This is a genomic window from Candidatus Limnocylindrales bacterium (assembly GCA_035559535.1).
Classification (GTDB): Bacteria; Moduliflexota; Moduliflexia; order Moduliflexales; family JAUQPW01; genus JAUQPW01.
The window spans coordinates 277,315-292,412 of the sequence record DATMBG010000058.1; the positions used below are offsets into that span (position 1 = coordinate 277,315).

Genomic DNA, 15,098 nt, shown 5'->3' on the forward strand with positions numbered 1-15,098 from the left:
ATAAAAATCGACTTAGCTTGAGGTCGATGAGCCATTAATTTCTCCTTGACGGAGATCTTAACCCTATGTTAAAGATCATAGAATGAGAATTTAAGCATAGTTTGGAACTTTCTCGGTCAGGTTAAAATACCTAAGGTAAAGCTGCCTGTCTTAGAGAATTAAAAAGAGTCGTTATAAGGAAGGAAAACCCATAAACCTACCGTCTTCAAGATAAATTATTTTCCAATTTATCCTAAGGACAGAGCAGGGGGTAGAAAATAAACTAAGAATCTGTTACTGGTTTTTGGTTTCTAATGACCAGTTGCCAGTTATCCGTTTACCAGGACCATGAAAATATTTATAACCGGTGCCGGGGGCATGCTAGGCACAGATTTAATGCGGGAATTAGGAAAAACTTATGAGGTTTCAGGAGCGAATGCCATAGAATGTGATGTGACGGATTATTACAGAGTCAGTGAGATTATATCTGCTCAGAAGCCCGATGTGATTATCCATACGGCGGCTTACACAGATGTAGATGGAGCTGAAATCCATCACGAAAGGGCTTTTAAAGTTAACCAGGAAGGAACCCGAAATGTAGCTTTGGCCGCCAGAGAAGTAGGAGCAAAAATGTTCCATATCAGTACCGATTATGTCTTTGGGGGAGCTAAGAAAATGCCCTATGTAGAAGATGATCCACCTAATCCATTGGGTATTTATGCTAAATCTAAGCTACAAGGGGAACTTGAGGTTCAAAAACACCTTCAGAATTATTTAATTATCCGAACTGCCTGGCTATATGGGAAACATGGTGATAACTTTGTTAGATCTATCCTAAGACTGGCTCAAACCACCGATACCCTTCGGGTTGTAAATGATCAGATTGGATCACCCACTTATACTAAAGATCTCTGTTGGGGAATTGAAAAGTTACTGGAAAAGGATATTACAGGAATTATCCATTTAACCAACAGCGGCTCTTGTAGCTGGTACGAGTTTGCCCTGGCCATTCTCAAATATGCCAACATCTCCAACGCCCAGGTGCTTCCTATCAGTACCAGCCAGTTAAGACGTCCGGCGCCGCGTCCCTATTATTCCGTTTTAAGTAATGCAAAGTTTAAAATGATAACCGGTTATGAAATGCGACCCTGGGAAGCAGGATTGAAAGAGTATCTGAGCTCTTAAATGGAATTGTCCGTTGTTTTTTGTTTGTTATCGGTTGTTCGTTGTTTTTGGATGGGAATCACGATTTTAACTATCTGGCTCAGTTCAAAAGATGAACGTTTTAACTGAATGCTCCAGGAAGGCAAAGGACAACGGTTGATGAACAACGAACAACGGGCAAAGCAAATTGAAAGTTCTTATTACAGGTATTACAGGTTTTGTAGGTGGTTATCTTACGGAACTCCTTGCCAGAGAGTCCTATCAAATTTACGGAACTTATCTGGATCCCTTTAATCTTAAAAACTTATCCCCCTCCCAACAAAAGGCTACCTTTTATCCATGTGATTTAACCCAGCCGGAGGCTATTGAGGCGGTCGTTAAGGCAGTTCAACCTGACGTAGTTTACCATCTGGCCGGCATGAGCCATGTCCAAAAATCCTGGTCTATTCGAGAGACTACCTTAAAGGTCAACCTTTTTGGTGCCTTAAATCTTCTTGAATCCCTCCGGAAATTTGCCCCTTCTGCCAAAACTCTTATGGTAAGTTCCAGTGAAGTGTATGGAAATGTCCCTTTGGATCTTCAACCTATTTCTGAAAACGCCCCGCTTCGGCCCTTGACTCCCTATGCTGCCAGTAAAGCTTCCCTGGAATTGCTTTGCCATCCTTATATTTACGGGGATAAGCTTCACATCGTTATTGTCAGACCTTTTAATCATACGGGTCCACGCCAGGATCCCTCCTTTGTCTGTTCAGATTTTGCCAGACAAATTGCCGAAATTGAAAAGGGTTTACGAGAACCCAGGATTTATGTTGGCAACTTAGATGCCCGGCGAGATTTCTCCGATGTTCGTGACGTGGTAAGGGGTTATCAGATGATTATGAAAAAGGGGCAGACCGGTGAGATCTATAATATCGCTTCCGGCAAAGCTTATGCTATCGGAGAACTTCTGGATATCTTACTCAGTTTAAGTCCGGCTAAAATCCAAATAAGTCCGGATCCCGACCGGGTAAGACCTTCAGATATCCACCTGCTCCTGGGAGATAACACAAAAGTTCGTCGTCAAATTGGCTGGGAACCCGAAATTCCCATCCAGGATACGCTACGGGATATTTTAAGCTATTGGAGAGAAAGGATTTAAAGGGCCTGTGGAAGTATGGGGGTGTAGGAGTGGGGAAGTAGGGGAGTGTGGGAGTTCTATTTCTTATACTTCTACTTTCATACCCCCATACCTCCATACTTTCATACCCCCATACTTCCCCACTCCCACACTCTCTTACATAGATCCTTTAAAAAATGCGCCTGGTTCAAAGATTTTATACATTACAGTGTGTCAGGTGTGATACATTTTGGGATGAGCATCAGACCACTACAGTGTGTCTGAGATGTCGGAATGCTCTGGATGTCAAATATGATTATGACTATATCCGAGACCGGCTTAACCTCTATTCTCTTAAAAATTCTCCGTTAAGTGCCCTCAAATATATGGATTTTTATCCCATTGAGAACCGTCGCCGGGTGGTTTCTTTGGATGAAGGTGCTACCCCCCTTCATCGGTCTCAGAATTTATCTAAAGCTCTGGGGTTGAAAAATCTCTATGTGAAAGACGAGGGGGCCAATCCCACAGGAGTATTTAAAGATCGAGGCTCAATGGTAGAGTTTACCAAGGCCCTGGAATTAGGAGCTCAGGCTGTTTGTGTGGCTTCCACAGGAAATATGGCGGCTTCTTGTTCTGCTTATGCGGCTATTGCAGGTCTTCCTTGTTATGTCTTGGTTCCTGAGGGAACAGCCATTGGTAAGTTATCTCAGACCCTGGCCTATGGCGCTCGGGTGTTACAGGTTCGGGGGACGTATGGAGATGCCGTGAGATTGACCGAGAAGATGGCCGAAGATCATAAATTTTATCTGGCAGGGGATTATGCCTTTCGGGCCGAAGGACAAAAATCAATCAGCTATGAAATTATCGAACAACTCTACTGGAAAGCCCCTGACTTTGTCATCGTTCCCATAGGCTGCGGGACTAATCTGGCTGCTATTTGGAAGGGGTTCGTAGAATTTAAAAAATTAGGATTCATCGATACCCTGCCGAAGTTGATCGGGGTACAACCCGAGGGGTGTTCTACCATTTGTGAGGCCTTTAAGCGAAACATAGATCGGGCAGTTCTCATAGAAAAACCTAAAACCATTGCCTCGGCCGTAGGCATTGGAGTTCCCCAGGACGATATCAAAGCCTTGAGGGCCCTGAGAGAATCCAAAGGATACTGCTTAACGGTTACAGATTCTGAAATTTTAGCCTCTCAACAGGAGCTGGCCAAAACGGAATCCATCTTCGTAGAACCTTCTGCAGCTATTCCTATCGCAGTTCTTCCAACCCTCCTGAAGGAGAAAATTATTCATGAGGAAGACGTGGTCGTCTGTATTGCCACGGGAAATGGCTTAAAAGACCCCCATGCAGTTCTGAAGATCCTTCCTTCTCCTCCCTCTATAGAGGCTTTGAGCAGCGAAGTAGATAAATTTCTAAAGAACCGTTTGTATGAAATTCAGGGAATTAAACTTAAAGATCAAGGAGAGATCCTCTTTCAACAGGTTCCCGAGAAAGACAAGCTCTTGGATCTGGTGGAACAGGAGTTCAAGGTAAACTTGAGAAATCCCTATGGAGACCATCTTTATATCCTGGCTCGGGAATTTGAAGAAAAGGGAAAAGCAGTGACACGAACGGATCTACAGAACCTGGTGGAAACGGTTCTAAAGAGTACCAGCCCGCATAAATTTCTCAAGGTTTTGGATTATCAGGTTGTTGCGACAAAACATGCCCGTCCCAGGGCCACTGTAACCCTGGAATTTGAAGGGAAGCGGACCATTTCAGAGAGCGAAGGGGTGGGTCCTGTGGATGCTGCTATCCAGGCTCTTCGGAAGGCGGTTCAGGAAACCCATGACTTTGAATGCCACCTGGTGGATTATCAGGTTCATATCGATACCTCAGGGACAGATTCTGCCGTTGAAGTGACCATGACCTTGAAAGATAAAGAAAACAACCAGGTGGTAGCGGTGGGGACTTCTCCGGATATCATCGTAGCCTCTATCGAAGCCTTCGAGGAAGGTTACAATGTACTTTACGGAAAGAATCAGACCCCGCTGGAGACTTAAATTGTTTCAAATCAGTACCTTATGGCTCATCTACGCCTGGTACAAATCCTGCTCTATTCAATAAGGTGTACCATAATATGACATTATCGAATAAGGGAATTGGGAAAATTCTCGAATTTAGTTTTCAAAAACTCGGGGTTATCCAACGCCCGTTCATCCAGAGGAGTTGATGCCTATGATGTACCTGATTGCCTTAAGTTTAGTGGTAGGGTTTTGTATGGGCCTGGCTTTTTTTGCCCTCTTGAGTATCTCCGAAGGAAGCGATGAGGAAGAGAGTTCCTCTAAGGAGGAGGGTTATTACCAAAACTTAATCTGTAGGTAAAGAAGGAATAGAGAGTAAAAGATTGTGAAGTGTGCGGGAGCAGGGTATCTGCGTCTTCGTCATAGCAAACCCTGAGTTCGTAAAGTCTTCAAAGTCACCGGATGTAAGATTTTATTTCCTGCGCATAAACCCAGGATATGACCTGGATTTTTGTCAGTATAAAGAATAGGAAGTCCTGCTAAGTCTGTTAAAACCCCTCCGGCTTCCCGGATCAGAAGATCTCCGGCAGCAATATCCCACTCACAGGTGGGCCCCCGTTTAAGATAAATATCTACCTCTCCACTGGCTATCAGGGCCGCTTTTAACGAAAGACTGGCCTTTAAAAGGATCGGTTTTGTTTCAAGAACCTGGAGAATCTTTTGATAGATCTTCTTCCGGAACTGTTCGGGAGTCAGTAATTGTCTGGCCTCTTTTAAGGTTTGTTTAGAACTAACCTGGATGCGCTGATCATTCAGGAAAGCCCCGTCTCCTCGTGTGGCATAATAAAGCTGTTCAAGGGCCGGAGCATAGATAACGCCGGCCAGGACTTCCCCATGATACGTATAAGCGATGGAGATGGAAAAGTACTTTCCGCCGGAGATAAATTCCTCGGTTCCATCTATGGGATCTATAATCCAGGTCTCCGGAGAGTCCTTGCCAAGGAAAATTCCTTCTGTCGGGGGGAGTTCTTCACTTCGGATTTGATGATTAAAATATCGTCGGATGGTTGAGATAATAACTTCCTGTGCAGCTAGATCAGCTTGAGTGACCGGAGAGTTATCTTCTTTAAATCGGATCCTCAGATCGGGACGATTGCGAATTTCGGTGATGATTTTACCGGCAATTAGGGCTGCTTCTCGCGCTACGTTCAGAAATGGATTCATGCTAATAAGTAAACGGTCGTAAATAATTATTATTTACCATCATTTCCATGGAAATCGAGATGGGATACAAACCAGAGTTTTAAACTTAAGTTAAACTTTTCCGTTGGTGACAGCCTGTCGAACCCCGAACGGCAGGGATAACGACCGACCCATTTTAATCAAAAATCACCCTTACAAAGGTTTAGAATCGATTACTTAATATAATTACCCGGGGAAGTTTTGTAAAGGAAGGGAGATTTCAATCAAAAAGCTGGGGTTGATAAGGATCCTGTAGAGAGATCAGATTGGATACAGAAAGACCGATCCGGCGAATCTTCTTTCCTTTCAGGTCTATTTTGTTCAGTAACGGCAAGGCGATTTTCAACAATTCTTCTTTTTGTTGTAGCTTTCCAAAAACGGTTCGGCTTCGGGTCATCTGCCGCTGGTTATCTAAGCGTACCTTCACGGTTACCGTCCTGGCCCAGTAACCTTCTTTTTTGAGATGATCCTCAATATCCTCGGCTAAAGAAGTCAAAATCTGGTGGATGGAATCCATGGGAATCCGGTTCCCCAGAGTCGTTTCTCGGCTGATCTGCATGTGGCTGCGGGCTGGCATCACCGGACGCAAATCAATTCCATTGGCAAAGTCATAGAATTGCAGCCCGAGTTTTCCAAAACGTTCTTTAAGCTGGGTTCGGTCAAAAGCGGCAAGTTGTCCAATGGTGAAGATTTTCAAGCTATTCAGTTTCTTTTGAGTAACCGGTCCAACTCCCAGGATACTTTCTACCGGCAGATCTCGCAAAAATTCTTGAACCTGATGGGGTCTGACTACGGTCAGTCCATCCGGTTTATGCATTCCCGAGGCCAGCTTGGCAATGAATTTATTGGGTCCGACCCCGGCCGTAGCGGTGAGGTTCAGTCGAGATTTAATCTCCTGTTTGATGGCTATGGCAATATCCACGGCATCTTGGGAATTTGCCGTAACATCCAGGTAGGATTCGTCAATGGAAACCGGTTCAATCAGAGCGGTATACTGGGAGAGGATTTCCATAACCTGTCGAGAAACCTGGCGGTAGTATTCCAGCCGTACAGGCAGAAAGATTCCTTGGGGACAGAGCCTGGTGGCCTGGGCTAAGGGCATGGCAGAGTGCACACCGAATTTTCGGGCCTCATAGGAGGCTGTGGCGACCGCTCCGTGGCGATGGGGGGCATCCAATCCCATGACTACGATGACCGGTTGTCCCTTTAGGGCGGGATTGTCTCTTTGCTCGATGGAGGCGTAGAAAGCATCCATGTCCAAATGGATAATCTTCCGCAGCATGGAAGATAAAGATGCAGAGATGTGGAAATGCGGAGGTTCTTTCTTTCCCTGTTCGGGATCCTCCGCATCCCCTGAATTCCCGCATCTTTATAGCCTCGTGTTTCCTTTTTAAGGAATCAACAACAACTTACCCGAGGTTTTACGCCCTTCCAGAGCCTGATGGGCTTTATCTGCTTCCGCAAGGGGATAAGTATGGTCAATCCGAAGCTTTAACTCTCCGGAAGTAATCCATCGAAAAAGATCGCCAGCCCGCTGCAGAAGCTCTGCTCGATTGGCTGCATAATGGGAGAGAGTAGGTCGGGTTAGAAAATAAGACCCCTTTGCAAGGATGCGGAGATCCACCGGGGGAACCGGACCGCTGGATTGACCGAAGAGGGCGAGATAACCTCGAGGTTTCAAACAGTTAAGACTCTTGTCAAAGGTAGTTTTCCCAACCGAATCATAGACTACTTCAACCCCTTGCCCGTTGGTCAATTTCTTAATCTCTTCTTCAAAATCAGATTGAGTGTAAAGAATGATGGCGTCGGCACCTGCTTCCTTTGCCAGAGAAGCCTTTTCCTCTGTGGAGACAGTACCGAATACTTTAGCCCCCCGGCGTTTAGCCATCTGAATAAGAAGTAAGCCAACCCCTCCGGCAGCCGCATGGATCAGCACGGTGTCTCCTGTCTTGAGAGGATACGTGCTATGGGTCAGGTAATGAGCGGTCATTCCTTGAAGCATAGCCGCAGCGGCAGATTGGGTACTTAAATTATCCGGCAAGGGAACCAGCTTCCAGGCAGGTACAATGGCATACTCTGCATAAGAACCCTGCTGCATCGCATAGGCGACCCGATCTCCTACCTTTATTTCTGAAACCCCAGGTCCTACCTCATCGACTACACCGGCCCCTTCCATACCCGGAGTGAAGGGAAGCTGACCGGGATAGAGACCGGTTCGATGATAGATATCGATATAATTAACCCCTGCGGCTTCGATTTTAACCCGCGCTTCTCCGGGGCCCGGTTTGGGAGTGGGAACTTCCTCATACTTGAGAGCTTCCGGACCTCCATAACTATGGACTCGAATGGCTTTCATAACACTCAGGTAACTTAAAACCGTGCAAGACTGCTCGACCCAGTCTTACCCTGCATAGTTCCAGTTACCTCCTTCCTTTAGCGTTAAGAACTTCTTCCCTACCGAACCAAAAAAAGAGAATTTTTAACGGAATTTATTTTATCCCTTTATGGGATATTTTATCTTGAATGATTCAGACCATAACCCGAACAGATGAAAGTTTTACCTTTTAACCCTACTCATACTTCCTCAAGTTGCATCCTTGTAGGCGCTCTGTCAAGGGATATGTACAGAATATCCAGGGCTTCTGGGGTAAGGAACTCTTTAACCCTTCATGCCCGATTCGTAGGATTTTTCAAAAGCCCAGAGAGATGTTCAACGACGGCTTCATAGACTTCCTCAACGGTAATGGCCTGCATACCTCCGGAGAATCCTCGGCGGGGTTTGTAGATGAGTCGATGATAGGAGCCTGGATACGGATAGGGGCCGTATAAGGTCGGTGACCCGGAACCAAAGAGCGCCACACAAGGAATTCCAACGGCGGCTGCAATATGCATAGGGCCGGAATCGGTACCGATGAATATACAGGCCCGACGGAAGAGTTCTATGAGATCCAGAAGGGTCTTGGTAGGCAAAGACAGTAAAGCTTTTCCATCGGAAGCTGCTACAATCCTTTCGGCCAGCCTTCGTTCACCGGGTCCGTAGCAGACCACACAGCGAAGTCCCTTCTCTATGGCAAGTCTTCGTGCAACCTCTGCAAAGTATTCCGGTATCCAGCGCTTATCCTTCCGGGCCTCACTACTTCCCGGATGAAGCACGGCGAAGGTTGTCAGTCCACAGTCCTGAAGGAATGCTTCGACACGCTTCCGACTCTCCGGTGATTCAGGAAATGGAAATCGCAAGCAATCCGGGCGGGCTCCAAGAAATTCGGCTACGGCCAGGAACTTCTCGACCAGATGCAAAGGCCATCTCGGAGGGGTCACCTGCAGGTGTGAAAACCAGTAATTCCCTTCGCGACAATAGCCACGGGCGAATCCCACCCGTATGCGGGCACCGCTTAAAATCGAAAGAAAGGCTCCTTTCAGATTGGCCTGTAAATCCAAAACTATATCGTAGCGCTCGGACCGCATTTCTCGGGTCAACGCAAAGATCTCACGGAGGGTTGCCGGCCATCGCCAGGGTCTGAAAATCGTAGCTGCCCAACGCTTACGCGGAAAAAAATGCACACGATCTACAAAAGGATGCGAGGCAATAAGATCGTAGGGGCGTTCATCGACGATATAGCCAATCCTTGCCTGGGGGAAGGAAGATCGGATGGCATCCAATGTCGGAAGTGTCAGAACGACATCCCCCACAGCACTCGAGCGAACAATCAGGATACGATTGAAACGCAAGGAACAGGTTTCCTTCATGGTTATGTTGTGGTAGGTCTGGAACCCGGCGTGGTAATCACACCTGAGGGACCGTACTGAAGAATATAAAATGGAGAAAGTTCCGGATACCGACAGTTACCAAGTGGAATAATAAAAGTACTCACAAAGGCAAATTGCCCCGAGATACAGGCATGACTTACCATATCTGTAAAGGCCATCCAGGCCGTATACGGTTTGAATCTGAATTCCTGATGCCCTTCCAGGCTCTGCTGGAAAACTGAAGAGTCTTTCATGAAATTATGGAAACGACGCATAGTTCGGTCATAGGGTGAGCTATCCATGAACTGAACGGGTGGCATAAACTTAGAAAGCTCCCGTAAAACACCGGTGTAGAGACGCTGCAAGGGTCCTTCGGTTAATAATTTGGGCGGAGCAACTCCGGCGGTTTCTCCCCAACGCGTATATATCTCCGGAAAAGTACCTTTCGTAATCCAAACCCGATCCCTGCCGGGATTTATATTCACAAAGAAACGTAAAATACGATCTCCATGGGTAGCCCCATAAGCACCGGCATCAATGTGGACCAGTTCATTGGATGCGTGGGCCGGCAAGTTACGGCCTTGTTCCTCTATGGGACGAAAACTGCAGGTCGCCACCACCCATCCCTGGATGAGATGGGAAATCACCCGGTGGAGGAATTCCTGAACATGATGGCTATGTTCCTTAAGAATTCGTGTGATACGGGCAGTCTCTTGGGTCGTACCCCGAAATCCGTATACACGATCGGACTCCCGGTGATAGCTGATATTCTTAAGCTTCAGGCGCCAGGGTAGCTCTTCGAGCAAAAACCTCATATCGTCATGTTTCGGTAGCGGCACTGGGCAGGGATCAAACACAACAATGTGACCCTGCTCAAGTTCGTCGGAGATCGCATGGGGAGCCAGCATCTCCAGTTGTTGGGTGGTATAAGTTGTTAACATACCTCAATCTTATTAAAAGGCATTACCTTGTAAATTTTAACTGTTTTGCCCTCACCCTAACCCCTTTCAGGGCAGGTTTTTGAACCTACCCCCCTTCGACTCCCCTTCCAGGGAAGAGGAAAGTAGGAATCCAGACAATCCCCAAGTACCCCCTTCCCGAATCGGGAAGGGGGTTAGGTTAGAAGAAACCTGTCTTTGTAAACCTCCCAACCCCTTCTCCCGACGCTTCAGGAGAGGAGATACCGGGGAAGTTGACCTGGAGATCCGCCGGTTCCTCTCTTCCACAGCATGGGAGAGGAGCCAGGGATGAGGGAAGAAAACTACGCAGAATTAACTTTACAAAGTAGTCTACGCTGATATAGAAATAAGACCTCTTTCATTCAAGGAAAAATCATCTTAACCACCAAAGTACCCGATTCACTAGCGGGATCCATCAACTCGTGTATTCAGAATTCTATCTATTAAACAGGGACGTTTGACCTACTGTTTACCCATAACCGTCCTCTGACTTTGACATTCTTTAACCTTTTCAAGAATTTTAGGTAGGTCTCCTCGCAGAGTCAAGGAGATTTACAGGAATCTTTAGATAAAGCTTTTCTGTAAAAATTCCCCATCTCTCATGCCTGTTCATAACCCTTAGATCGACTTTATATTGAAATTTGACCTGAGCGTAGGGGTCTGTTACAACGGGCCCCTAACATCCAGGGATAATTTCAAAATGAATTTAATATGACTTCCCTGGTCATTCACTTTGAAGGAAAGAAATCCATTAAAATTTAAATTTATTCCATTTTCATATTGCTAATAATTCCTTCTCTCTATAAAATGGATTTAGATTTTGAAAGAACCTATACTTCAGATGAAATTTTAGAGTGCCTGGATCACTTTACCAGACAGGCAGGAATGGGGTTAGAGGAAGAAAAAATTTCCGGAGATCTACGGATAGATTTCACAAAAAGGAGTAACCTCAGGTATCTTTACAGATCAAAATGGAACGCCATCACAAAACTTCCTTATTGACTGTTCGTAATCTGACCGTTAAATTTGATGGGATTGTGGCACTGGATGATGTTTCCTTTGATGTGGAAGAAGGACAGATTGTCGGCTTGATTGGGCCGAACGGGGCCGGTAAGACTACGCTCTTTAATTGCTTAAGCCGTCTCTATACGCCACATCGAGGGGAAATTCTCTTTGAGGGCCGATCGATTTTATCTCTGACTCCTCATCGTATTGCCCGGCTCGGTATTGGCCGTACCTTCCAAAATCTGGCGTTGTTCCACACCATGACGGTTCTCCAGAACATCCTGGTAGGTATGCATAGTCGAACCCGGAGTGGTTTTCTGAGTAACGCCTTGAGGCTACCTGGGGTAGCCCGTGAGGAGCGTAGGATACAGGAGGTAGCCCGGGAATTGCTCTTTTTTCTGGATCTTGATGCTGTTGCCAATCATCCGGCTATCGGTCTTCCCTATGGGACTCTGAAACGAGTGGAATTGGCCCGTGCTTTAGCCGGCAGGCCTAGACTTCTGCTGCTGGATGAACCGGCTGGAGGCCTGAACCATGAAGAGGTAGTGGCATTGGCTGGTCTTATTCGTAACATCCGAGACAACCGGCGAATAACCCTATTGCTGGTCGAGCATCACATGAATCTGGTTATGGGAATTTCGGACAAAGTTGTGGTATTAGATTTTGGGCGTAAAATCGCTGAAGGTCCACCTGGAGAGGTACAGAGGAATCCCGAAGTAATTCGGGCCTACCTGGGGAGTTAGTCCGGTGTTAATCCTCTCTGAAATCCGGGTTTTGAAGGATTGAATATCGAAAATGGCAACCTTGTTAGAGGTCGAAAATCTTGAATCCTTTTATGGACAAACCAAAGTCCTCCGAGGCATAAGCTTTCGGGTAGAAAAAGGGGGCATAACCGCTATTCTTGGGGCTAATGGGGCCGGTAAAACAACGACCCTGAGAGCTGTTTGCGGTATGGTGCAGACTTCTGGAAAGATCCTCCTGGATGGCCATCGAATAGATAAAAAGGCTACGGAGGATATAGTTCGACTGGGTGTTGGTCATGTACCGGAAGGAAGGGGAACCTTCGGGAATCTGACGGTAGAAGAAAACCTTCGGCTCGGTGGGTATACCCGTAAGGAAAAGTGGCTCATGATGGAAGACTTGAACAGGATGTACGAGTATTTTCCTGTACTGGGAAAGCGGCGCAGACAGTTGGCGGGCACCCTTAGTGGAGGCGAACAGCAAATGCTGGCCATAGCCAGAGCTTTAATGTTGCGCCCCAGGTTATTGCTCCTCGATGAACCTTCCCTGGGATTGGCTCCCCGCATAGTCCAGGAAATCTTCCGTATTGTGCGAAAGATTAACCAGGAGGAAGGGGTCAGTGTGCTGCTGGTGGAGCAGAATGCCTCCATTGCCCTGGATCTGGCAGATCAGGCATTTCTATTGGAAACAGGTAGGGTTGTCCTGTCAGGGCCCTCTGCCATTTTCCGGGAAGATGACTCCATTCGACGATCTTATCTGGGTTACTGACCTGGTGTTTTTCAAATCATTCTTGCAACCTTAACCGGGTCGTTCTGAGCTTTGACTCTTATCGTTCCTTGCAATGACAAATTCCATATTACAACCTTAATCTGAAAGAGTACGGGTGGGCAATGGGTAGGAAGATCTGTAGAATCAAGTTATCTGTCAGTGTCCATTCAATGCAATAAATACACTGTTACCTTAATTTTGAAATTTTGACCACCTAAGGCTGCTTTCACTCCCCAACTCCCCTCTCCGCCCCCACCCCTTCCTTCCCCGTGGACGGGGAGGGTGAGGGAGGGGGAGAAGGACTGGGGGGAGGGTGAGGGCGCTTAAAAAGCAGGCAAAACGAAGTAAGCAGTGTAAAATTCTATTCTTACAAGCCTTGATAACTTACTGCCCGGTGCCTGCAACCCACGGTTTATGGATACTTTTCTCCAACAAATTGTATCCGGTCTGGCAACCGGAGGTATTTATGCGAGCCTCGCCTTAGCCCTGGTCATGATTTATCAGGCCACAGACGTTGTCAATTTTGCCCAGGGTGAGATGGCCATGTTTAGTACTTACCTGGCATGGTCCCTTCTTAATGCCGGAGTACCCTACTGGATAGCATTCTTTTCCACCCTTGCCATTGCCTTTATAGGAGGTCTTTTGATTGAACGGACGATTATCCGACCTATGGAGAATGCTCCGGTTCTTTCCATTGTAATCGTTTGTATTGGACTTTTGGTCATCTTTAACAGTTTAGCCGGATGGATCTATTCCTATGTTATTCAGTCCTTTCCAAGTCCCTTCCCAAGAAAACCCTTAAAAATCGGGAATATCGTCTTCGGTTTGCACGATTTAGGCATCATCGGGATTACCCTTATCCTCTTGATTTTTCTTTACCTGTTTTTCAAATATACCTCCCTCGGCCTTGCCATGCGAGCAGCCGCCCAAAATCCGGTATCCAGCCGACTGGTTGGAATTCGTGTAAGCTGGATGCTGGCATTGGGTTGGGGATTGGCTGCTATGATCGGGGCCGTGGCTGGTATGATGATAGCTCCCATTGTCTTTCTAGAACCCAACATGATGGGAGGTATCATGATCTATGCCTTTGCTGCTGCAACCCTGGGTGGATTTAACAGTCCCCTGGGGGCCGTAATAGGCGGGATTTTAGTCGGTATTACCGAAAATCTGGCGGGTACCTATATTCCGTTTATCGGTACAGATCTCAAACTCACGGTTGCCCTGATGGTAATCCTTATGGTCTTGCTGGTAAAACCTACGGGATTGTTCGGTAAGGCAAGGATCGGTAAGATATGGGAAATGAAAAGAACCACTCAGATACCGGAATTTGCCGGGGTGGGGGCACCCTCGATCCCTTCCTATTGGAAAATGATCGGCCTGCTTGGGGTGTTAACCGTTGCCGTTTTATTGCCCTTCGTTGTGAGCAGTTATCGCCTGTTTCAGTTTACAATGGCCTATGTCTATGCCATTGCTCTCCTAGGGCTTAATATGCTTACCGGTTATAACGGTCAGATCTCTCTGGGGCACGGAGCCTTCTATGCCCTTGGAGCTTATACTACGGCTATACTCATTGAACGTGGGGAGATGGCGTACGGTTGGACGATCCCCATAGCAAGTTTTATTTGTTTGATAACGGGTTTTCTGTTCGGAATTCCGGCCCTCCGGCTGGAAGGCTTATATTTGTCCCTGGCTACCTTTGCCCTGGCCCTTTCCATTCCTCAGATCTTAAAATACTTTGAATCCTGGACGGGCGGTGTACAGGGGATCATTCTCTCCAAGCCCGAAGTGCCTTTTGGCCTGTCGCTCAACCCGGATCAGTGGCTCTACTTTCTGGTTTTAGGGATTCTGGTCATATCCTTTGGAATCGGCTGGAATTTGCTTCGTGGACGTGTCGGTCGCGCCATCATCGCCATACGAGATCATCCCATAGCAGCTGAAACCCTGGGAATTCCTAATGCCCTTTACAAATCCCTAACCTTTGGTGTGAGCGCCATGTATACCGGTACTGCCGGAGCACTGGGAGCCCTTGTCGTCCAGTTCGTGGCTCCGGATAGCTTCAATGAATTTTTGTCGATTTCCTTTCTGGTGGGGATCGTCATAGGAGGTCTTTCTTCAATTTCCGGAGCCCTTTTCGGAGCCTTCTTCATTCAATTCGTACCAACCTATGCCCAAAACATTTCAAAAGCAGCTCCGTGGGCCATTTACGGGATCTTTTTGATTGTATTTATGTATGTGATGCCGACAGGTATTGCAGGTTTTTTGCAGAAAGTCTGGGGCCGGCTTGGCCGGTTTAGGAGGAAGTAAGCAGCCTTATATCTATCCTGAACTCCGTGTAACTTATGCCCGGGTGGAGCCCAAAAGATCCCAACCGACCACGATCCATACATA

The 15,098-nt window shown here is 46.8% G+C and carries 12 protein-coding genes; 7 read left to right on the top strand and 5 right to left on the bottom strand.

The window, feature by feature from the left end; genetic code table 11:
* Positions 1-327 precede the first annotated feature (327 nt).
* The 4 genes from rfbD (at position 328) to VNM22_22840 (ending at position 4,609) form a co-directional block, all read left to right on the top strand.
* Positions 328-1,164, top strand: coding sequence for a dTDP-4-dehydrorhamnose reductase (gene rfbD / locus VNM22_22825; GenBank protein ID HWP50007.1), 837 nt, complete (start codon positions 328-330; stop codon positions 1,162-1,164).
* 166 nt (positions 1,165-1,330) lie between these two features.
* Positions 1,331-2,281: a GDP-mannose 4,6-dehydratase gene (locus VNM22_22830; GenBank protein ID HWP50008.1), complete on the top strand. Its 951-nt coding sequence runs from the start codon at positions 1,331-1,333 to the stop codon at positions 2,279-2,281.
* 155 nt (positions 2,282-2,436) lie between these two features.
* Positions 2,437-4,287, top strand: coding sequence for a threonine synthase (locus VNM22_22835; GenBank protein ID HWP50009.1), 1,851 nt, complete (start codon positions 2,437-2,439; stop codon positions 4,285-4,287).
* A 175-nt stretch (positions 4,288-4,462) separates the two neighbouring features.
* The gene (locus VNM22_22840; GenBank protein HWP50010.1) at positions 4,463-4,609 is read left to right on the top strand and encodes a hypothetical protein; all 147 of its coding nucleotides are present in this window, start codon (positions 4,463-4,465) and stop codon (positions 4,607-4,609) included.
* A 59-nt stretch (positions 4,610-4,668) separates the two neighbouring features.
* On the opposite strand, the gene VNM22_22845 is transcribed toward VNM22_22840, so the two are convergent.
* From VNM22_22845 to VNM22_22865, 5 genes are all read right to left on the bottom strand, one after another.
* A complete protein-coding gene (locus tag VNM22_22845) occupies positions 4,669-5,472 on the bottom strand; it encodes a 3'(2'),5'-bisphosphate nucleotidase CysQ (GenBank protein ID HWP50011.1) in 804 nt (267 codons plus the stop codon).
* Between the two features lie 238 nt (positions 5,473-5,710).
* Positions 5,711-6,772, bottom strand: a complete 1,062-nt coding sequence (dinB, locus tag VNM22_22850; protein ID HWP50012.1) for a DNA polymerase IV — start codon at positions 6,770-6,772, stop codon at positions 5,711-5,713.
* Positions 6,773-6,880: 108 nt separating this feature from the next.
* Positions 6,881-7,846 (bottom strand): quinone oxidoreductase, encoded by a 966-nt coding sequence (locus VNM22_22855; protein HWP50013.1) that lies wholly within the window; start codon positions 7,844-7,846, stop codon positions 6,881-6,883.
* Positions 7,847-8,157: 311 nt separating this feature from the next.
* Complete coding sequence (locus VNM22_22860) at positions 8,158-9,219, bottom strand: glycosyltransferase family 9 protein (protein HWP50014.1); 1,062 nt, start codon at positions 9,217-9,219, stop codon at positions 8,158-8,160.
* Positions 9,220-9,239: 20 nt separating this feature from the next.
* The gene (locus tag VNM22_22865; protein ID HWP50015.1) at positions 9,240-10,178 is read right to left on the bottom strand and encodes a Kdo hydroxylase family protein; all 939 of its coding nucleotides are present in this window, start codon (positions 10,176-10,178) and stop codon (positions 9,240-9,242) included.
* 989 nt (positions 10,179-11,167) lie between these two features.
* On the opposite strand from VNM22_22865, the gene VNM22_22870 reads away from it, so the two are divergent.
* The 3 genes from VNM22_22870 (at position 11,168) to VNM22_22880 (ending at position 15,014) form a co-directional block, all read left to right on the top strand.
* On the top strand, positions 11,168-11,944 hold the full coding sequence (locus VNM22_22870) for an ABC transporter ATP-binding protein (protein ID HWP50016.1): 777 nt from the start codon (positions 11,168-11,170) through the stop codon (positions 11,942-11,944).
* Between the two features lie 52 nt (positions 11,945-11,996).
* Positions 11,997-12,710, top strand: a complete 714-nt coding sequence (locus VNM22_22875) for an ABC transporter ATP-binding protein (protein HWP50017.1) — start codon at positions 11,997-11,999, stop codon at positions 12,708-12,710.
* Between the two features lie 414 nt (positions 12,711-13,124).
* Entirely contained in the window at positions 13,125-15,014 is a 1,890-nt protein-coding gene (locus tag VNM22_22880) for an ABC transporter permease (GenBank protein HWP50018.1), read from the top strand.
* The last annotated feature ends 84 nt before the right edge of the window (positions 15,015-15,098 follow it).

Excerpts from the sequence above, each read along its gene's own strand:
- VNM22_22865 (HWP50015.1), bottom strand. The coding sequence starts at position 10,178 with ATGTTAACAACTTATACCACCCAACAACTGGAGATGCTGGCTCCCCAT.
- VNM22_22880 (HWP50018.1), top strand. The coding sequence starts at position 13,125 with ATGGATACTTTTCTCCAACAAATTGTATCCGGTCTGGCAACCGGAGGT.
- rfbD (HWP50007.1), top strand. The coding sequence starts at position 328 with ATGAAAATATTTATAACCGGTGCCGGGGGCATGCTAGGCACAGATTTA.
- VNM22_22855 (HWP50013.1), bottom strand. The coding sequence starts at position 7,846 with ATGAAAGCCATTCGAGTCCATAGTTATGGAGGTCCGGAAGCTCTCAAG.
- dinB (HWP50012.1), bottom strand. The coding sequence starts at position 6,772 with ATGCTGCGGAAGATTATCCATTTGGACATGGATGCTTTCTACGCCTCC.
- VNM22_22840 (HWP50010.1), top strand. The coding sequence starts at position 4,463 with ATGATGTACCTGATTGCCTTAAGTTTAGTGGTAGGGTTTTGTATGGGC.
- VNM22_22870 (HWP50016.1), top strand. The coding sequence starts at position 11,168 with ATGGAACGCCATCACAAAACTTCCTTATTGACTGTTCGTAATCTGACC.
- VNM22_22845 (HWP50011.1), bottom strand. The coding sequence starts at position 5,472 with ATGAATCCATTTCTGAACGTAGCGCGAGAAGCAGCCCTAATTGCCGGT.
- VNM22_22835 (HWP50009.1), top strand. The coding sequence starts at position 2,437 with ATGCGCCTGGTTCAAAGATTTTATACATTACAGTGTGTCAGGTGTGAT.
- VNM22_22875 (HWP50017.1), top strand. The coding sequence starts at position 11,997 with ATGGCAACCTTGTTAGAGGTCGAAAATCTTGAATCCTTTTATGGACAA.